Annotated in this window: 20 protein-coding genes; 10 read left to right on the forward strand and 10 right to left on the reverse strand. The window is 35.9% G+C overall.

Annotation, left to right across the window (positions count from 1 at the left end):
* Nucleotides 1-63 precede the first annotated feature (63 nt).
* Both IR083_RS23840 and IR083_RS23845 read left to right on the forward strand, forming a co-directional pair.
* Nucleotides 64-468 carry a group III truncated hemoglobin gene (locus IR083_RS23840; protein WP_006799274.1) on the forward strand — a complete coding sequence of 135 codons (405 nt, stop codon included), beginning with the start codon at nt 64-66 and terminating at the stop codon, nt 466-468.
* Between the two features lie 130 nt (nt 469-598).
* Nucleotides 599-844, forward strand: coding sequence for a hypothetical protein (locus tag IR083_RS23845; RefSeq protein ID WP_006799273.1), 246 nt, complete (start codon nt 599-601; stop codon nt 842-844).
* 211 nt (nt 845-1,055) lie between these two features.
* Here the strand turns inward: IR083_RS23845 and IR083_RS23850 are convergent, their stop codons facing one another.
* The 3 genes from IR083_RS23850 to IR083_RS23860 form a co-directional block, all read right to left on the reverse strand.
* Entirely contained in the window at nt 1,056-2,270 is a 1,215-nt protein-coding gene (locus tag IR083_RS23850) for an NAD(P)/FAD-dependent oxidoreductase (RefSeq protein ID WP_006799272.1), read from the reverse strand.
* A gap of 21 nt (nt 2,271-2,291) precedes the next feature.
* A complete protein-coding gene (locus IR083_RS23855; RefSeq protein ID WP_006799271.1) occupies nt 2,292-2,549 on the reverse strand; it encodes a GlsB/YeaQ/YmgE family stress response membrane protein in 258 nt (85 codons plus the stop codon).
* A gap of 148 nt (nt 2,550-2,697) precedes the next feature.
* Entirely contained in the window at nt 2,698-2,871 is a 174-nt protein-coding gene (locus IR083_RS23860) for a DUF3008 family protein (protein WP_006799270.1), read from the reverse strand.
* A gap of 1,645 nt (nt 2,872-4,516) precedes the next feature.
* Between IR083_RS23860 and IR083_RS23865 the strand changes: the two genes are divergently transcribed.
* Nucleotides 4,517-5,326: a class I SAM-dependent methyltransferase gene (locus IR083_RS23865; RefSeq protein ID WP_194226190.1), complete on the forward strand. Its 810-nt coding sequence runs from the start codon at nt 4,517-4,519 to the stop codon at nt 5,324-5,326.
* A gap of 2 nt (nt 5,327-5,328) precedes the next feature.
* Nucleotides 5,329-6,396 (forward strand): ribosome small subunit-dependent GTPase A, encoded by a 1,068-nt coding sequence (gene rsgA, locus IR083_RS23870; protein WP_194226191.1) that lies wholly within the window; start codon nt 5,329-5,331, stop codon nt 6,394-6,396.
* 126 nt (nt 6,397-6,522) lie between these two features.
* Here rsgA and IR083_RS23875 read toward each other — a convergent pair whose 3' ends face one another.
* Nucleotides 6,523-7,632, reverse strand: a complete 1,110-nt coding sequence (locus tag IR083_RS23875; RefSeq protein WP_006799267.1) for a universal stress protein — start codon at nt 7,630-7,632, stop codon at nt 6,523-6,525.
* 455 nt (nt 7,633-8,087) lie between these two features.
* On the opposite strand from IR083_RS23875, the gene IR083_RS23880 reads away from it, so the two are divergent.
* A complete protein-coding gene (locus tag IR083_RS23880; protein WP_194226192.1) occupies nt 8,088-9,200 on the forward strand; it encodes an NADH:flavin oxidoreductase/NADH oxidase in 1,113 nt (370 codons plus the stop codon).
* Between the two features lie 45 nt (nt 9,201-9,245).
* The gene (locus IR083_RS23885; protein ID WP_194226193.1) at nt 9,246-10,247 is read left to right on the forward strand and encodes an LLM class flavin-dependent oxidoreductase; all 1,002 of its coding nucleotides are present in this window, start codon (nt 9,246-9,248) and stop codon (nt 10,245-10,247) included.
* Between the two features lie 339 nt (nt 10,248-10,586).
* Here IR083_RS23885 and IR083_RS23890 read toward each other — a convergent pair whose 3' ends face one another.
* The 3 genes from IR083_RS23890 to IR083_RS23900 form a co-directional block, all read right to left on the reverse strand.
* Nucleotides 10,587-10,994 carry a hypothetical protein gene (locus IR083_RS23890; protein ID WP_006799264.1) on the reverse strand — a complete coding sequence of 136 codons (408 nt, stop codon included), beginning with the start codon at nt 10,992-10,994 and terminating at the stop codon, nt 10,587-10,589.
* 227 nt (nt 10,995-11,221) lie between these two features.
* Entirely contained in the window at nt 11,222-11,506 is a 285-nt protein-coding gene (locus IR083_RS23895; RefSeq protein WP_194226194.1) for a YtxH domain-containing protein, read from the reverse strand.
* A gap of 24 nt (nt 11,507-11,530) precedes the next feature.
* A complete protein-coding gene (locus IR083_RS23900; RefSeq protein WP_194226195.1) occupies nt 11,531-12,058 on the reverse strand; it encodes an outer membrane protein in 528 nt (175 codons plus the stop codon).
* A gap of 1,668 nt (nt 12,059-13,726) precedes the next feature.
* Between IR083_RS23900 and IR083_RS23905 the strand changes: the two genes are divergently transcribed.
* The 4 genes from IR083_RS23905 (at nt 13,727) to IR083_RS23920 (ending at nt 17,427) form a co-directional block, all read left to right on the forward strand.
* Nucleotides 13,727-14,524, forward strand: a complete 798-nt coding sequence (locus IR083_RS23905) for a hypothetical protein (protein ID WP_194226196.1) — start codon at nt 13,727-13,729, stop codon at nt 14,522-14,524.
* 8 nt (nt 14,525-14,532) lie between these two features.
* Nucleotides 14,533-15,336 carry a hypothetical protein gene (locus IR083_RS23910; protein WP_006799260.1) on the forward strand — a complete coding sequence of 268 codons (804 nt, stop codon included), beginning with the start codon at nt 14,533-14,535 and terminating at the stop codon, nt 15,334-15,336.
* Nucleotides 15,337-15,344: 8 nt separating this feature from the next.
* Nucleotides 15,345-16,250 (forward strand): hypothetical protein, encoded by a 906-nt coding sequence (locus IR083_RS23915; protein WP_006799259.1) that lies wholly within the window; start codon nt 15,345-15,347, stop codon nt 16,248-16,250.
* A 181-nt stretch (nt 16,251-16,431) separates the two neighbouring features.
* On the forward strand, nt 16,432-17,427 hold the full coding sequence (locus IR083_RS23920; protein ID WP_006799258.1) for a helix-turn-helix domain-containing protein: 996 nt from the start codon (nt 16,432-16,434) through the stop codon (nt 17,425-17,427).
* Between the two features lie 102 nt (nt 17,428-17,529).
* Here IR083_RS23920 and IR083_RS23925 read toward each other — a convergent pair whose 3' ends face one another.
* The 3 genes from IR083_RS23925 to IR083_RS23935 are packed head-to-tail and all read right to left on the reverse strand — an operon-like array spanning nt 17,530 to nt 20,744.
* Entirely contained in the window at nt 17,530-18,684 is a 1,155-nt protein-coding gene (locus IR083_RS23925; RefSeq protein WP_194226197.1) for a DUF1735 and LamG domain-containing protein, read from the reverse strand.
* Nucleotides 18,685-18,700: 16 nt separating this feature from the next.
* Nucleotides 18,701-19,708, reverse strand: coding sequence for a BT_3987 domain-containing protein (locus IR083_RS23930; protein ID WP_006799256.1), 1,008 nt, complete (start codon nt 19,706-19,708; stop codon nt 18,701-18,703).
* A gap of 34 nt (nt 19,709-19,742) precedes the next feature.
* A complete protein-coding gene (locus IR083_RS23935; protein ID WP_194226198.1) occupies nt 19,743-20,744 on the reverse strand; it encodes a glycoside hydrolase family 18 in 1,002 nt (333 codons plus the stop codon).
* Between the last annotated feature and the right edge of the window lie 20 nt (nt 20,745-20,764).

Consider the following 20,764-nt stretch of genomic DNA (forward strand, 5'->3'; position numbering starts at 1 on the left):
TATTTCTTTTTAGTATCTTTGACATAATGAATTATTTAACTCACACATAATAGACATACAGATATGACTCCTGTAAAAGATATTGAAAATATAAATGATATTAAGAGAATGGTTAATACATTTTATGGTAAAGTCCGGAAAGATAATTTGATAGGACCTATATTTAATGATAAAATACAAAACCATTGGGATGAACATCTCTCTAAACTACATTCTTTTTGGCAAAGCATTTTGCTCAAGGAACAGACGTATTTCGGATATCCGTTTCCTCCTCATGCGCAACTACCTATCAATAAAACGCATTTCGACAGATGGCTATCTCTTTTTACTGAGACAGTAGACGATTTGTTTTCCGGACCTGTGGCAGATGAAGCTAAGAATAGAGCCTATAGTATCGCCGATATATTTCAAGGAAAACTGGATTACCTTCAAAAAAAGCCCGGAAATAAGTTTCGTAGTACAGAATAAATAGGAAGAACTGTTTTATGTTCCATAACAGGCTATACTAGTTAATATTAACTTCTCCGGTAAAGTATAAAATACATTTTAACTATTTGCTAAGTGATTATTTCATAGCTTTACATCAAAATTGAACATAGTGGAGCAAATTAGTATTAAGATAAAAGCTTTAAACCCTGTAATTAAATCCAAAACGTCTCTCATCATTGAAGAAACTTCAAAATTTGCAGGTATCTCGTTAATTGAACTGAATGATGAAGACCCATACGCTTTCATATTCACTGTTACTGCTGAAGCAGATTATGATATTGCGAAATTAACTGATAATATAAGAGCGTTACTTCGGTTTCATGGTTCTACCATTCTTTCATTAAGTAAAGAATAAGTAAGATGTTAAGGCTTTGATATTATATAGTTTATAGATATTTTCTCCGCAGGGTTTATTTGAAAGTAAATAGATTTTTCGATATGTTTCCGCCCGGGTATCAGTGCTTTTTCTTATGATCTGCGCTGGTGAAAGGTTGTAATCTCTTTTTACCACACTTTTTCATCATAGATATAATGTTTTGCTAACCTTTCTGAGATGGGATTACTTTTTATTTCCGTTTTCGGTTGAACCCAAAGATATTCTCTCTTTCGTCCCTGATGCCCTTCAATTTGTTTTTTATAAGTTGGGCCGCTATCATACTGAACGTAATTCCATTCCCGCCATAGCCCAATGCATAAAACATTCTGTTTGCCCCCGGCCATGCACCTATATATGGCAGGCCATCGTCGGTAGTACTGAAAGTACCGCACCAGGCCATGTCTGTCTTGAAAGGGATATCAGGAAATAATTTTTTAAATTTCTTTTCAAGGACAGATACTTTCTTTCTCAATAAACTATCTCTTTTTACAGGATCTTTAAACTCTTCGTCTTCTCCCCCTACAATAATACGGTTTTCATTGTCGGTCCGGATGTATATATATGGTTCTTTTGTTTCCCATATAAGGCTCTTTTCATGCCATATATATTTTTCATCTACAGGTTCTGATACCAATGCATAAGTAGAAGTCAGTTTCATGACCTGTTTTGGCAGGAACCTACCTGCTTCAAATCCGGCTGCAATTATTACATACTTGGAGTTTATCTTATATCCGCTGGTTGTTTGTAATACATAACCGGCAGATTTTTTCTTAAATTTGGCAACTTCGGTATTTGTAAAAACCTTTAAGCCGCTTTTATGAATATGGAAATCGATTAAATGAGTAGCTGCCTTATAGGCATCTATCTGTGCAGACTCATTATTTTCAAGTGCACACGGTGCCTGAAAACCATATTTATCATACAATGCTTTTTTATCCAGAAGGGTTACCGGCAATTTATATTTTTTCCTTATTTCATATTCTCTTTCTATAAGTTTCACCCCCTTCCTGTCACTCGCATAAAAAACACTGGGTACCCTTTCAAAATCAGGATTAAAGCCAATACTTTTAAAAACGTTTTCTATGTCTGTTATCGATTGAAGGCAGGATCGGTAAGCCTGTACGGCAAGATACTCATCAATCATTTTCACCATGTCGCACAAAGGTGTATCTATTTCATACTGTAGCAGGGCGGTGCTGGCGGTGGAACTGCCCGTGGTTATGCTTCGTTTATCTACTATTGCGCATTTTATTCCGGCATTGCATAATTCATGAGCAACTAAGGCGCCGGTAATCCCGGCGCCTATAATTATAACATCAGTATTGAAATCCGATTCTAGAGGGTTATAATAGTTGTATAGTGGATTTTTAGCAATCCAATACGGTAAACCCGAATATAAGTCCATAAATATTTAAATTATAATGAGCTAATCTGCTGATCTTTTGAATAATGATATTATCCAGAGTAAAACAACAGCTCCTATGACAGACATTAATAGCACGCCTAATATTCCCCCGGTGGTTATACCTAACAACCCATAAATCCATCCGCCCAAGAAACTCCCGACTAATCCGACTATAAGGTTTATTATCAGGCCAAAGCCCCTGCCTTTCATTATCCATCCGGCTATTGCTCCGGCTGCGATACCAATAATAATGGTCCAAAGAATTCCTAATCCTTCCATAATATTTCAAATTTTAATTATACATCAACTGTTACTATTTTATTAGATCAGTATAAAATTATACCGTATAGTAAAGGTGTTTTTTACTTTTTGGATTCTATTCCGTTATGAAGCAAACAGATTCTCAGAAAATAAACTTATACTATCTCTACTTTTTTCCTTTCTTGTTCGATATTGGTTTAGAGGCAAAGTCTTCCAGTTCCTTTTCAGTCATACTATCTGCTATTTTCTTTATTTCATTACTCACATTTTTGGTTTCTCCCCTTTTATAGGCAAGGGCAGCACCCATCAATCGTCTTTGTTTTTCACTTTTTGCAGGCATAAAATATTTTTTTAATTAGATATTCTATGTATTATAAACAGTGAGTGAAAACTAATTGTTCGTGAGATAGTGTTGTGTATCTTTTCAATACCTTCTTTCGACTCCTTTTACATATTTTGAAAAAGTTTATCTATATAACTAAAGCTGATAGCCTTTAGCTGTTAGCTTATAGCTCTTTGAAATATTGGAATAAGTGAAAAACGAAAAGTGAAGAACGAAAAATTATACGAGATACAAGTTGTTAACTGATATATGTGTAACCTTTGTTACTTTTTGGAAAAACTGTAGGGGCGGTATATCTTGTAACAAAGTTGTCAGATGTGTCAGGTTTTAACTAAACATGGTTAATAAACGTAAACAATATAATAAATTACGAGTTTTGTCGCTTCGCACCGCTAACGACTAGAAGCTATCAGCTAATAGTTGAAATATCTGTTACTTTTGTTACCTTTTAACAAGTAATGCGAATCAGTAGTTGAGATTTAATGTTCAATTCTTTTCAGCTCCACTTCGTTGCGCTTAAACGTTCATTTTGGCATTGCCCAAAACGAACCAAAAGGCTAGCGCTTCGTTCCTCGGCGACCCAAAACCGTTTTGCCGTCTGAATCAAACACACGGGCTATCGCCCCGTTTGATTCTACGCCGCCTGCAACGGATTGGGTACCCCGCCTGCGTCACTAATGCGCGAGGGCTGACGCACGTGGAGCTAAAGCATGAAGATACACTGTCTTGTCGCCGCATCGCGATAACGGCCTCATTCCGCAGGCGGGGCACCCAATCCGTAAAGCGGAGGTGTAGGGCAAAATAGGGTAGCTGCTATACACGGCTGATAATCCGGTAAAAGATGACTCCGTATTATTTTGCCCCACCGCAGCTGCGGTTTTGGGTCGCCAAAGGGATGCAGCCTTGATTTTTTGTTTCGTTTTGCATCAAGGCAAAATGAAAAACAAGACGATAGGCATGTTAAAAAAATTGAACAATTTTATCCTACAATAATTGCTTTAACTACTGATTGGCATAAGTAGTAAGTTTTAAGTAATAAGTCATTGGTATCTGTTTTTGGTAAAAGCTAATTTTTAATTATTCATTCTTCATTTTTAATTGCTTTCTGTGTTACCTTTGTTACCTTTTAGTAAAGGAGATGCTTCGCATCATTTAGCATGACAAAATAATAATTAATTGTTCATTCTTAATTATCAATTGTTTTCCGTTACTTATGTTACCTTTTAATTAGATATTGTTAATTAATATAAATATTACAGGTGAAAAAATAATGAAAAAGTGTCACAAGTGTCAGGTTTTAACGATGTATAGTCAATAAATGCAAATATGTCTGTAAATTATAAGTAATGACATGAATTTTGCGCCTTAGCATTTTTGTAAGAGGATACTGTTAACTGAAACGTTGCCGATTTTTAGTAGTTTACCTTAAAAAATTTCATAAATTCTCTCTGTAAATTATTTTTTCATACCTTTGCACAATGACATGTAATTTATTTAAAGCGGATTTGGTTTAGTAAACAATTTGTATTTCTTGTACAAATTGTCCTTTCGTTTGCTCTCAGATAACTTCTTTTGAGAGTAGTTTTTCTATTAATTTATAATTATAGTTTTTAATCTTGCGTACAATGGCAAAAGCATTGTTATGCTTTTCGTGTATGCTATATACATTACGATAATGAGTAACGAAAATATTACTACTATTCACGAATTCGATTTTAATTTTATCTGTGAATTCTTTTTAAATATGAAACGTCAAGGGCCCGGTAGCCCTGAAATAACCCTGAAAGCATTGAACTTTATAGATAATCTTACTGACAAATCCCTAATCGCTGACATTGGTTGCGGAACAGGTGGTCAGACTATGGTGCTGGCTCAGCATATACCGGGACAGATTACAGGTTTCGATCTTTTTCCGCAATTCATTGAGCGTTTCAACAGTAATGCCGGAGATTTGAACCTTCAGAGCCGAGTGAAAGGTATTGTACGTTCAATGGATAATCTTCCTTTCCGGAATGATGAGTTAGACCTGATCTGGTGTGAAGGAGCCATTTATAATATCGGCTTTGAACGGGGACTGAACGAGTGGCGTAAGTTTCTGAAACAGGGGGGATATATCGCTGTAACAGAAAGCTCCTGGTTTACAGAAAAGCGTCCGGCAGAAATTGAACATTATTGTATGCCGCATTTCCCTGAAATGAGTACGATTTCCAATAAAGTAGGCCAAATACAGACTGCCGGATATATGCCTGTTGCTACCTTTATTTTGCCCGAAACTTGCTGGACAGATCATTATTTTACGCCAATGATCAGAGCACAGAAGATGTTTCTTGATAAATATGCCGGAAATAAGACAGCAGAGGAATTCGTTGAACTTCAACGTTATGATGCCGAGATGTACCGCAAGTATAAGGAATTCTACGGCTATGTATTTTTTATCGCCAAAAAGATATAACAATGATTAATTTAAATACTTATGGTTGGAATGATAGATTATATCAACTAAAACAAGAATCCATACATAAAACCTTGCCTCACGGACGAGTGGCTATTGTACATCGTACCTGTTATGAAGTTATTTCCGAAAACGGACTGTTACAGTGTGAACTGACAGGAAACATGATGTACGGAAAATCTGATTTTGAATTGCCATGTGTAGGTGATTGGGTTATTTTTCAGCCATTTGATGAAAGCAAAGGAATTATTACTGATATGTTCCCCCGTGAACGAATCTTGTATCGCAAGAAAAGTGGGACGGTCGCCGACAAACAAGCTATTGCTTCTTATGTCGATAAGGCATTTATTGTACAAAGCCTCGATGATAATTTCAATGTTCGCAGAGCTGAACGTTTTGTGGCTCAGATATTGGAAGAAAATATCAAACCGGTCTTAGTCCTCAATAAAGCTGATTTAGGTTTCGACAAACAGGAAATAGAGAAATATGTTAAACATATTGCCCGGCAGATATCTGTATTTTTCACAAGTATCCATCACCCGGAAACGATTCTCAGGTTACGGGAATCTATAATAGAAGGTGAGACTGTGGTGTTTGTCGGTTCATCAGGTGTCGGAAAAAGTTCGCTGGTGAATGCACTCTGTGAAAAATCGGTATTGCTCACGTCCGATATAAGCCTGTCTACAGGAAAAGGACGGCATACATCGACTCGCCGGGAAATGCTATTGATGGATGGTTCGGGAGTTTTAATCGATACTCCGGGCGTCCGGGAATTTGGGTTAGCGATTGATGATACTGATTCTTTGGCCGAAATGTTGGATATTTCCGACTATGCAAAATCTTGTCGTTTCAAGGATTGCGAGCATACAGGTGAACCTGGTTGCGCTGTTTTAGAAGCAGTGGATAGCGGTGTGTTAGATCATAAAGTGTATGAGAGCTATCTGAAACTTCGACGGGAAGCATGGCATTTCTCTGCTTCGGAACATGAGAAAAGAAAAAGAAACAGATCTTTTCAAAAACTGATTCATGGTGTAAAGGAAGTGAAAAGACAGCAAGAAGATAGTGAATGACTTTTTATCTCAACCTGAGATATTAGCTGGATAAAGGAATATCCCGAGCCTATAATCTCTATTTAAACAGTGCGGGTATTCTATTTAAGGAATACCCGCACTTTATGATTTTATATGAAAATCAAACTATCCCCTAAATATAAGAAGAGTAACTTCAAAATTAGTGAGAACTTTACGTGATATACTTGGCAAAAAGATACGCCCGAATAAATTTCTTCGTTTAGTATTAAGCACCACCATATTTACCTTTTCTCCTTTGACAAACTGATCCATAGCCTCTGTCATATCAGGATCATCAATCAATTTATAGCCTACATTCAATTCCGGATATTTCCTTACAAAGTAGTCTTTCATTCCTGCCAGTTCATTCTCGGTCCATTTATCACCTTTTCTGTTCTTGGCATTTACATGGGTCAGGGTAATTTTTACAGTAGGATATGGTTTCAACATGTTAACAAAGTGATCAAAAGAATCCAGATCTCTTTTCTGTAAATTGGTCAGGAATGCGATATGTTTAACATCTTCAATATTCTTAAATTGAGAATTTTCCGGGATTGCCATTACCGGTACGTTTGTCATTTCGATAATATCGGCAGTGACATTTCCTAATATATTTTGTTTATTATTGCTTTTACCCTTTGTGCCCAAAACCAGTAGGATAGGTTTATATTCATCTATGAAATTATCTATTTCTTCCTCCACTATGCCTTCACGTAGCGAATAAGAATAATTTACAGATGGAAATTCCTTTTCTGAAATCTTTTTATCTATATCGTAGCAGAAATCAAGCATTTGTTTACGGGCGTTGTCTAACATATCATCCGCTTCCTCTGCATTTGCGGCATCAGCAAATGGGAATGTTATCGGATAACGTATTTTATATACGTGCAATATTTTTACCTTGGCATTTATTTTGTGGGCAATTGCGAATGCAGCCCTACATGCTTTTAGGGAATAGGTGGAAAAGTCGATAGCAACTAATATACGCTTTCTCCCGTCATCTATTTTGTATATTTTTTTATCGTCGTAGCGGAAAAGCTGTGTACTTTCTATTATTGTAAGCGCTTTGGTGAGGTCGGTTTCACTTATTCGCACAGCAATGGCGTTAGAACCATTTCCTCCCTTATCACTTAGGTCTACAAGTATAGAGTCTACTCCCATATCCTCAAGTGTATATTTTAATATACGGGCTTTTTCAGGTGTATGAATAGCCAATGTAATCAGTTTATCGTCCATATCTGTTTATTTTTAGTTCGACATCCAATAAAAAAGTTATACAGATGAGTGTTGCTGAATTGTGTCCTGATCTGTCATTCCTTTCTAACAAATTTACTAAAAACAATTGTGAATATGACTAAAGAAATAATATCTTTTTAACAAAAAGAAAGAAGGTTTTACTAACTTTTGCCATTGTAATGGAAAAGTAATGAGTTAGTATATCCAATAAATCCTCCAATATTATCTAATAGCTACAGCAAAGTGTTGTGTATCTTAGTAGTGAACAATTACAATATGTATATTTGAAAATACCTATTTTCCTCATATATTTGTTTTAAAACTGTTTTGCATTAAAAACTGTTATATACAAACAAAAAGGCTTTCGTATATGTCGCAAAAAGTAAAAACAGATAGAGGAAAAGCTAAAAAAATTGCAGGCTTTTATCAAAGCCTAACTAAATAATAGAAGAAGCATGAGTAAATTGTTTTCACAAATTAATATCGGACAACTAGCATTGGATAATAGAATAGTCGTTCCCCCAATGTGCCAATATTCGGCGGTAAACGGACAGGCAACCGAATGGCATCTGATGCACTATGGAAGTTTAGCCCTTTCAGGAGCAGGTCTTTTAATTGTAGAAGCTACAGGAGTTGTACCCGAAGGCCGGATTTCGTATGGAGATCTGGGACTTTGGGATGACAAAACAGCTTTTGCTTTGAAAAAAGTTGTTGATTTTATCCGTCTTCATTCTCAGATACCATTAGCTATACAGTTATCACATGCCGGACGTAAAGCTTCAACCGACTTAGGATGGAAACCTAACCGGTATATTGCGCCCGATAATCCTAATGGCTGGCAAACCTATGCCCCATCGGCAGAGCCTTTGAAGGCAGGAGGTACAATACCGAAGGAATTGTCGAAAAATGAAATAAAAGCGATCATCCATCAATTTGCAGAAGCAGCCAGACGTGCTGTTGAAATCGGGTTCAATGCTATTGAGTTGCATGGGGCTCATGGTTATCTTATACATCAGTTTCTATCTCCCATAACCAATAAACGAGAAGATGAATATGGCGGAAGTTTGGAAAACAGGATACGTTTTGTTTTAGAAGTGTTTGATGCTGTAACGCTTGCCACACCAAAAGGTTTTCCTGTCTGCATCCGCATATCAGCAACCGATTGGATCGAGAATGGATGGGATTTGGCTCAAAGTATTGAGTTAGCAAGACAATTAGATGAGAGAGGTTGCGGATATATTCATGTTTCGACAGGAGGACTTGATGGGGAATTACAAAAACTATCGGCTTTATATCCGGGATATCAATTGCCATTTGCCGAGGCTATAAAGAAAGAAGTAAAGATGCCGGTGATAGGAGTGGGTTTGATTACACAACCACAGCAAGCCGAGAACGCAATAAAAGAAAGTAAAGCTGATTTAATAGCAGTGGGGCGCGGAATGTTATATGATACCAGATGGGCATGGCATGCTGCTGCCGAATTAGGAGCTAAAGTTGTTGGGGTAAAACAGTACATACGCTGTAAACCACATGAAGTAAAGGATCTTTTTAATGAAATAAATCCATGACAGGATAAGATTACAGGTTTATATAAAGATTTAATCGCTGAAAGAATGGACAATCGTATTAATATTTCTGTGTTAGATTTAGGTATAGTAGTAGACGGGCAGGACATTCCGGATGCACTTAACGAAATTGTACATAATGCACAATATATTGAATCGCTGGGATATAAAAGAATCTGGATAGCTGAACATCATAATACGGCAAGTGCTTCTACTGCTGCCACAGCTGTATTAATAGGCCATATTGCTGAAAGAACAACGACATTAAGGGTTGGTTCCGGAGGCATTATGCTTCCTAATCATACACCTTTAGCCGTTGCTGAGCAGTTTGGTACACTGGATATTTTATATCCGGACAGGATTGATCTGGGTTTGGGGCGGGCACCGGGAACAGACCAGTTGACAGCCGCTGCTTTGAGGCGTAATAACTTATCTACGACATATCATTTTCCAGAAGATATTAGAGCTTTGCAACAATATTTCAGTAAAGAGAACAGCAGCTCAAAAGTCCGGGCCTTTCCGGGCGAAGGGCGGAATGTTCCCATTTGGATATTGGGGTCCAGTACAGACAGCGCTTACCTAGCTGCCGAACTAGGACTACCCTATGTATTTGCTTCACACTTTGCTCCGGCACTTTTATTGAAGGCAATAGATATTTATAAAAAGAATTTCAAACCCTCAGTATATCATGACAGGCCTTACCTGATGGTTGGCGCGAATGTAATTGTGGCCGACACAAACGAAGAAGCTACCTTTCTGGGGACGAGCCTGCAGCAACTTATGTTTGGACTCGTTACAGGAAACCCTACAAAGTTACCGCCACCTGTAAAAAAATTGCCTTTGCTCTTTTTCCGTCCTGATGTGAAACAGTCTTTATATAATATGATGGCCTGCACATTTTGTGGCGATAAAGAAAAAGTAAGGGCTCAGATAAGAGATTTTATGGAAAAGACTGGTGCTGATGAACTATTTATTACAAATTACATATATGATAAAGCAGCCCGTTTCAGATCATTTGAATTATTGGCGGATGCGATGGAGCTAAAATAGTTGACATAACGTAGGGCATGAAATAGTCAAGATTTAATCTCTCTACTCAACAGAATGATTTACCATAAATCTTTTAACTTGATATCTTTTCATTTGAATCATTTTTCCCTTTAAAATGTATTAAGTATAGTTCTTGTATAGAGATTTATGAAATTAAAAAGGATATCGGCATATTGGAAAACATCAATAATGACATTCAGATAACAGAGCCGTCTTATCTTAAATTCATTTAAATTAAAACTAATTTCAGATATAAAACAGTTCGAATAATTTTATATTATTTCAGCTAAAAGCTCTGGCATCTGCTACCAGAGCTTTCATCAAAACAAAGAGGTAATACTAAATTGGTATCGTCAGCGTAATTGCTTTCTCCTCATCTCTTTTCACTGTTACAGATTCATCCCCGGCCTTAAAGATAAGGTCATCACCAACTCTATAATAAACAGCAAAATAAAGGTTTGTTTTAGATTCAGTAATATTCAATTCTGTCAGATTAAGTTTGAAGTAAGCTACTCCATCCGCATTTGTGACCTCTTTCTTCGATGCAGAACCCGGATCTGTAGACTCTTCTGGTTTGAGTTCTTTAAACATATATACTTCCACATCTTCTTGTGCTACTCCTGCAATATTTTGTACAGTCACTTTTACATTTGCACCCAATATAGGAGCATCGTCATCATCCCCACATGAGATAAATCCCAGGGTTAAGCCTACTATCAATAAGCTATAAATCATCTTTTTTCTCATAAGTAAATAATTTAGTAAATAAGTGTATTGTTTTAGTAATGAGGCTATTTCATCTTTTTATGATTTTAAAAGATTGAGCATTCCAGAGCACCTTCCGGATGTCTGTAATTGGACGTGATTTTATCAGCTTGTTCTCCAATGTGCGGCCTTTTATTCTTATCCATACTAAGGGTAACAAGAGGTATAGATATAACTATGTCTCTTCTCAAATCCTAATCGATGATCTGTTACTTAAGTTTTTTTTTAGTCGTATCAACAGCTTGTTTGACTTCCTTCTTTACTTTGTCGGCACCTTTCTCCACCTCATTTTTGGTGTCATCCCATACATCTTTAGCTTTATCGGCTTCCTCTTCTAATTTATCACCAGCCTTATCGGCTGCATCATTTACTTCCTTCTTTGCATCTTGATAAGTATCTTCCGCATCTTTTTTAGTCTTATTACTACAAGAGGCCGAGCCGAATAGTATTCCGGTAATAAGTACCAACAGGAATAAGAAATTTATCTTTTTCATAATTTATCAGTTTAATTTATAATTTTAAAATCTATATCCATACCCCAGCATAATAGCTGCATTATCATTATCCCCCAACATAAATTTCACCTCTGCATTAAGGAATCCTTGTGCACTGATCTGATAGCTTATACCACCTCCGAGGTTAAATGCAAAATCCGTTTTACTGTGAGAATCTGTTTTTGCTTCAGTACCGTCAATCATTATAGTTTGTTTGGCATAGAAATTATTCTGCATCCCAAAACCAGCTAATGGATAAACAGAAAATCGGTCTTGCGGAAAGTAGAATACATAGTGTGCGTTCAGCATTACATCCAAGCCAGTTACTTTATCGTTTGGAAAATAAAATGCAATATCGGGAGCGATTCGTATATTTTTCATTAAATTGTAACGTCCCTGAAGATCAATACCAAATCTCTCGTAGTTGGTTTGATACCCTACATGACCTACTACCGCAAAATCACTGGCTTGAGGTGATCTGATCTGTGATGTCTGAGCAGACATACTAAATGCAGCTGTGATAAAAGCTGCTACCAATAATAACTTTTTCATATGATCTCTTCTTTAAAATTTAATTAATACTCTAAAAATCAATAAATCGTATTTCATATTCAATTCTAAAGCACAAAAGACCCCTTATTGTAAGGATTTACTTACAAACAGACTTTAGTAGAATTAAATGGATATCTTTCTGAGGAAACTACACAATACCTTATGTAGATTCTAAATATAAATAATGGTCTAGTAAGGAGATATTCATATCAGATATTTTTTAGTAATTTGTAAATAGTCTTTATTAAATACCTTCATATAGATTCTAAACATTGATAATAAATTGATTGTTTGCAAAATGTATCATTTTAACTAAAAAAGAGCGTGTTTTTGATCATTATTAATTGAAAATATTATTGTTTGTTAATAAATGAACTTTAATTTATATAGATATCACAATGTGCTTATTTTTTCTTGACCAAAAAATCAATAAAATAATTTAATGACAAGGTATACAGAGTATTACATAAACATAAAATAAAATTTTGTTATGTACTATACTTTATATTATTTTTTATAATCTAATCCAAATTTGTAAAACAGACTACTTTTATATTTTAGTTGTGTTATTTTTCCATACGTAAATACAGGTAGAGTAATTTATAGTTTATTTATTTTCAGTATTTAATGATAAACAAATCAAGTTGGATTATTTTTATCAAGTAGATTTATTGCAAAACAGGCTGAAGGAATTCGTTTATATCAGACATTATTGCACCAATATTTCATTCACAAAATTCTTTCCGAAATGAAAATCTTATTGGTGATTAAGACTCGAGAACTGTAAATGTAAACTCTTCTTCAGCATGCATCATTATCTTTATTATAATTAGGTATTAGGCTTTATTACTCTGACCAATATCAAATATTGTTCTGTTTGTAAGGATAGCTTTGTTTTCTAACAAAAAAAGGCTAATTCTAGCAGGTATATATTATGATAGTCAAAATTTGATGAATGTTATGGGATTAATCATCAGTAATATACTCTTTTTATAATATATTTTTCTTTTATTCCCATGTATCTTTGAAACGAAATAGGACTCTTTAATTAAGAGAGCTCTTTTATAATAATATGGAAGAGGTTAATCGGTTTTATTCTCAATAAATAGCTATAACCTCTGAATAGATAGACTTTACACAAACGATAAGACTATTATAATTATTGTTATTGTTGATTAATGTTCAGATAATCAAAATAATTTAATAGTCTTTATTAAAAAACTACCGTTTCAGAAAACTCCTGAAAATATAGAGTATCAAAACTTTTATATGAAATCATATTTATAAAAAATATAAGAAATTACAATAGACAATAAGCAAACAATTATTTTTCAGAACGAATAAACCATTATCAACTAAAAACTACATGAGACAAGTCAGTTTTAAACAAAAATACTACAGGCAGAAAATATTAAATTGTCTCTGTCGACTGTAATAATCTTTGGAGATTATTCTATTTTCATTAGTATCTACTCCATCTATATATGTTAAGGAAGCGCAAGGAGTTTCCTCGTAGGATGTTTTGTTAAAATTCGAAAATAGATTAACATCGAAGAAAATGTATAAATTTTGATCATCGAATGCTTTGACTTACTTAATAACCAATAACACAAATAAAAAATGAAATTTAAGATAACAATTTTACTGTTACTTTTATTAACAAATTGTATGGGTTCAAGCTCAATATTTGCTCAAGTAACAATCGGTGTCCTGGAGGAGCCGAAAGCCACTTTAGACATCCGTTCAGCAAATCCGTCTATTCCAACGGCTATTGATGGTATATTGGTGCCCTGGGTTACAAATTTCCCCGAGGAGAACCCGCCTTCAAGTCCTACCGAAACAGGGAATCTGGTATTATTACGCAAAAATTCCGGAACGAAAGAAGAATTCCAGTCAAAAACTGATGGCTTTTATTATTGGAATGGTAATGAATGGGTACACTTGATAACAGCACCGTCTTCGGAAGTAATGGAGCAGATTTATTGTGTCTACGGACAAGATTTTAAATCTATAACAGGCTCTTCTTATAATAATGTTGATAGGCAAGTCCTTTTTAATAAATTGATATATAATGATGTAAATGTGTCAGTTGATAAAAGATTCAGTCTTAGCGACAGTAAGTTGACAATCGGAAAAACAGGGACATACCTTGTATCATTATCAATAACTTTTAAACGTACACCGGCTTCAAATGCCGGCTGTGATGCTCAAACAGATTTTACGGCGAAGGTATTGGTAGACAATAATACGACACCTATTGTACAAGGAATAACTAATACATCTTCAGAAACGACAAGTGGCTCGCAAATATTGGTAAACGTTATTGTTAAGCTGACAAAAGGGAATGTACTTACTGCGTATGTACGGCAGGTAAGCGCCGATAGCACATCAACAGGAGCTCCCTGTAATTATCCTTACAATGGACTTGGCGTCAATTCCCTTACTTTATATTACTTACATAAATAAGAAAAAGTATGAAAAAGATTATATTGGCATCTATAACCGCTCTTGTTTATGGACCGATAATTGCACAGGTTACAATAAATGCTGATGATGAACCGAGAGCAATACTTGATATTAGAGCGTGTAACACCAGCAATCCTGAAAAGAACGTGGGCTTGATAGTTCCATGTTTTCAGTCCTTTCCTGCAGTGAATCCAACAGGTGAACAGCACAGCATGATTGCTTTTTTGAGTAATACAGATACAAATAATTACTCAAAAAACAGTTTTTATTTTTGGGATAACAATAAGACCCTCTGGGATCAATTTTTAGATGAATATACAATAGAAGAGGATATTAACAAAGTTGTAGCTAGTGGCAGCGGATTGTACCTGAATTTAAACGGAACATCAACAAGTGCATCATTTATAAATCTTTCAAATTCTGCATGCTATGTCTATTTTACAGAAAAAGAAGCCTTAGATCCAAGCTATAAACTTTTAAATAATCATAGGTTGCAGATTGGGAAAAGTGGTCAATACCTGTTGATAATGAGTGCCGGTCTGTATAAGGATCAGGTTACCGGTATCATGACATACACTGCCGAAATATTAAAAAATGGTATATCATTTACTCCGGCTTTGACGACGTCGACTACCATAGCCTTTGCTAATGGGCGTTCGGGGATTCTAGCATTGAATGCCTTGGTTGATCTGAACGAAGGAGATGACCTTATAATAAAGATTAGCCGGGATTTTTCTACAGGTAATAATGTGAGAGCTACATTAAATACTCCTGCTACCATTTATTTACAACGAGTAAAAGATAATAATTAAATATTATAATGAAAAAACTATATTTCCTATTATTGTTTATACTGCCTTTCCAGGCCTTTTTGTGGTCCCAGGTTGCTATAAATTCCAATAACGCACCTAATGGCAATTTACTGGTAAGGCCAAGTAGTTATGCGAATCCGGATAATAAGTCCGGAGTACTTATACCCAGAGTTGAATCTTTGGAGTCAACTCTGGAAAAATCTGATGGAATGATTGTTTATTTAGCCAATCCCACCCCGCAGGATATGGCAGAACCAAATGGTTTTTACTATTGGGATGGATTACTTCATAAATGGACTCCGTTTATTACCCGCTATTCTTCCCTGTTGGCTCCTCCGCTGGTATTTTACGCATACGGAACATCCTTTATGGATGCTCCATCTGATCGTATTGCCGATCTGGAGGGTAAATCGGAGGATGAAGTTTATCTGACTGACAGAACGGCAAATAATGAAGACCTTTGCCAAATTACGAGCGATGGGCGGCTTGAAATTAAAAAGACAGGCTGGTATTATATTCAGTTATCTGTAACATTGATAAAAAATGCAAATCCGTGCGGTATCAGGGATGTATTGTATGTGGAGTTGCTACGGAAGAATTCTCTGGGTGCTTATGAAGCTGTTATTTTAGAAGATGGGATTACTCCGTTTAAAGCAGTAACTTCGTTTCCCGGTAGAGTGATTAATGCCAGTGGTGGCATAATTCAAAATCAATCGCAGACAATCGTAAGTCAGGCTCCTGTAAAACTAAATGCAGGCGATATCATAAGCCTTCACTGTGGACTTGATTATATTGATCCTTCTGGGGAAGACGCAAACAATAATGCAACGAATAGAACTAAATCGGGAAATACAATAAAATATACTATTACTTCTGATGCTAGTATTGCAGGTCGGTATATGGGAAGTTTTTAACAGAAAATAGTTTAAAGATATATCTATGCCATTTGCTAAATCAGCGAATGATTCGATTTGATACTTAATATATTATGCTCATTTTTTAATTTTTATGGATAGCTGTTTATTACCCAAGGAGAAGTCCTGAAATATGATAAACAATATATAATGTCAGGTGTTTATTAATAAAAATAATTTTATGAAAAACAGGGAGGATATTTACTCAAAATTAGTGGAAACTATAAAAAAGAATGAATCGAATGATGTAAATATTATTTCGCGCCTGAAAAACATATTAAACATCAGCCAACAATCTATATCTCGGAGATTAAGAGGTGAGATCCCGTTTACTTTTGAAGAAGTCATGAAAATTTCTTTGGCTTTTGGATTTTCTCTGGACGAGATTATAGGAAAGCACCGTATTAAAGGTGCGTTCCTTAACATGGAATGGCTTCTTGAAGATGAGATGGGTATCGTAGATGTATATAATGATTTAATTGTTAGGTCTATCGATAAAATGGAGTGTATAGAGGACGCTCCGAATGCATTACTTATTTCCGCTAGAAACAGATTGCCTCTCAATCTTTTATTAAGATATGAAAATCTGACCAAATTTCAATATTTTATGGGAAGGCATCAGGTTGCAACAAAAGCTTTCAATATGAAATTTTCTGAGATTGATTTGAACTCGGAAAATAAGCAGATGATGAGGAATTATATAAATAATCATAGAAAAATAAAACGCATTGAATTAATTATAGATGATAATACACTATTATCTATGATAAAAGAAATAACCTATTTTTATAAAAGAAAACTTATAACCGATACAGATATAGCTATACTACAAACCGAACTCATCGATCTGGTCAGCTTTGTTGAAAAATTTATGATGGAAGGAAAAAATGATCTTGGCGCCGAAAATATCTGCTACTTATCAAAACTTGACATAGAAACAAATTATTCATATTTGCAATTTAATGACCAAAAGATTGTGGAATTATGTATATATAAAGAAATTCCGGCTATAATATCAGATTCTAAGGTTTGCGATATAATGAGAAAAAGGCTCGAATCTTTGAAAAAATACTCTACACTGATTACGGGTAGTAATGAATTGCAACGAACCTTGTATCTCGATAAGCAAAAAGAATATATAGAAAATATAGGAAAGGATCTACTACAAACATATTAACAATTTGGTATCTTATACCGGATGATTATGAATAAAAAGGCCGGAAGAATTTTCTTCCGGCCATAACTAAACATTCATGTATTCTTCTGATCCAATGCTTGTTTAAGGACACCTTACTCCTTCGACCCAGCTTACATTTCTTATCCCTTTTGCATGATAACCATTACCTGTAAGGTCAGGCACAACATTTAACTCAGTGTCACTTTTTACAGAGTTAAATTTCCAGTATGCCAGTAACCCGTCAGATGTGGGAGATACAGCGCATATGCCATTTTGTATCTCTTCTTTAGTCAACGCTTTTGTCCAAACGCGTACTTCACTCACTTTTCCATACAAATACCTTCCATACAGAGCAGTTTGTCCTATATAGAATTTACGGTCACCATCCAGACCTGTGAGGTTGATAGGCCCTCTGGGCGCTTCAACATATGATTCCAGTTCTCCGTTGACATAAAGTTTTATCAGGCTTCCATCATATGTAACAGCTACATGAGTCCAGGCATTTGCGGATAATCCGTTTACTGATGTTACCGGATATCCTCCTCCTGCTAATTGCAACTGATTATTGTCTATAGTAACATCACCTATCCGGAGCAGGAAATTTTCCTCCAATCCCATTATGGTGCTAATAAACGGATTCGTTGTCTGGAACCTGTCCACATAAATTCTGGCTTCCATAGTCAATTCATTCACTGCCGACAGATCACCCTTACCCAGGTCTTTATTCTCGAAGTCTACCTTAAAGTAGTTTCCGCTTAGGTCGGCAGCTTTTGTTATAATCGTCTTGTTTATTACCAGGTATATAATCCTTGAAGCATCTAAAACAGGGAAGTCACCTCCCTGCACATTCTTTATTTCCATAGGGACACAATAAATATCTTCATCCGTAAATTCATTTAATGATTTAATGGATAATTTTAGAGGCTCAGAGATGTACTTTCCTGCCTTTATCTGAAGGTTTGTATTGCTGATACTATATATATCCGTAGATAAAGTTTTATAATTTGTTCCGTTCTCTTTATTGTATTTATCTACCAGTGCCTCATTTACAGCAACAGTAACGTTAATATCGTTTTTTGTTATGGCAGAGGCTCTGACACTTATACCTAAATCCGTCGGTTCCTCGATAGATATCTTCAGTACCGGGCTGTTTTCAGTACCTGTAAAATAAATTACGTTCTGAAATTCATCGGCGTCTTTGCACGAGTACAAAACACTCAGCAAAGCGGCTATAAATAGTATTATTCTTGTTTTCATATTTCACTCTTTTCTGTTATTCATAAAAGTAGATTTCGGCAATACTCGCCAGATTGTAACCGTTTGAAAATTTATCCGGAAGAATGCGTACATACCTGCTCTCTAAAGGCTCTGCAAATTGATAAATAGCATCTACCTTTTCGTTATTCTCAATAACAGGCTCTACGCTGCCTAAATCGGTCCAGTTCACACCATCGGCACTTACACCAATACTGAAGCCGGACAATACACAATTATAGTATCCGTATAAAATATATGAAGAAACCAAACTGAAACCTTTCACCTTATGCGCTTTACTCATATCATAATATATCCCATGAGATGAATTACTTGATTGAATAATCCATGAGGTAGAAAGGTCCCCGTCATATGAATTCTGCGCCGGGCCGTAAGTATAACTGTGCCTGGACTCGGATGTCCATACTGAACGGTCGATAGACGTGCCTGGTTTTACAGATGTTTCTGATACGAATCCGGTCAGGGAAAAATCTACAATAGCATACACTACATTTAAGTTTGTACTCACTCTTATATTTTTATCTCCTGTTTGGACAGAGGATATTTTTATCGGAAGTATGAATGTTGTATTTATAAATCCGGTAAAATGTTCTTCTATAAATGACTTATTAAAAGCAATTTGTACCGAATCGGCAGAAATGTTACTCCCTGAAGCAATACTTAAAGAATTCTTGCCTATAGAATAAGCTGAAGACGGAAGAACTTCATATTCTGTTCCTTTTGCATCATTGTAATTCTTCACTAAAGATTCATCCGTTTCAAGGATAACTTTTGTTTCCTGATTGACTCTTCCCGTAGCTTTTACAGGCAATAATATATAGTTCAGATCAGATGACTCTTTTAGCCGTTTATAATTGATATTCACGGCCACCTGAGAGTCACCCTGCTTGGTGTTCAGGTAAATAATCGGGTCTAATGTTTCCGTATCGTCGTCCGAGCTACAGCTTGTCCAAAACAGGCAAGCTATGAAGAGATAAATAAATGTATGTATTTTATATGTTTTCATATGTAATCAGTTATTAGAGAATATACAACAATATTCATTTTACTCCAGGATTCATTATTTGAATCGCCTGACGAAGATATTTATACTCCATCTCCGTATTCCTGTATTCATATTCCATATGATAAGTACCACATCCTCCTTTTACCCCCTGGACCGGGTTCCATTTAGCCATGCCTAAGATAGATGGTACTTTGTTCCCATTCGTTTCGGTATAGTTAACCCCGCCAGTCCTCCAGTGAGCTTCAAAGTCTTCCGTAACAATGAATTGTTCGGGTTTGAATATAGAACTGATTCTGTTATATCTGTTTTGCAGGTTACTGCTGCTGGTTGTCGAGTATGCCTGGGCTATCGCATAATCGAAATAAGGGCCTGTCTCTTCGGGTAGTGCATCCAATTCTCCGTCGACAACTAATAATTTACCGGAATTGGACTTCGGCCCTAAATATTTTCCAAGCTCCTGAACAAAAACAATCATGTCCTCCCCTCTGGGGCAGTCTCTGACATCTGTCTGCCCTCCGACATTCGGTTCATAGTCGATATCCAGTCCGTCAAAACCGAGGTCGATAATTTCTTCAGCGAGTGCCTTTGCATATTTACGTAATCCTTCCTGGCGGTCGGTTCCCCAATTTTCTTCAGGTATGTTTGGCAACTCTTTTCCGGTCCAGCCTAAAAGGGTTGTCACCAGTATCTTCGTTCCTTTTACTTCCCGGGTAAGTCGCAAATCATCAGTTTTTTCAGGAGTCATTTTATCCCTATGCCACATATTTCCCCATAAGCCTATCATATCTACACTATCGGGTATGGAGTAGAGACGGGTAACCATCGACGGGCCGGCAGCTGTCCAGCCTCCAAACCAACCAAACGCAATCTGATGGTCAGACTGTTTATAATCTCTCAGATTGGCAAAATAAGCGTCTGAGCCAACTTCAGGCTGATCCACATCTATTGTTTTCGGCTCCGTCCATTCATTGTCACACGAAGTGGCAAATGCAATTGCAGCAAATAAAAAGATAGATATGTATATATATTTTTTCATGCTTTTCGTATTTTGTTATT

This window comes from Dysgonomonas sp. GY75, from assembly GCF_015234155.1.
GTDB classification, from domain to species: Bacteria; Bacteroidota; Bacteroidia; order Bacteroidales; family Dysgonomonadaceae; genus Dysgonomonas; species Dysgonomonas gadei.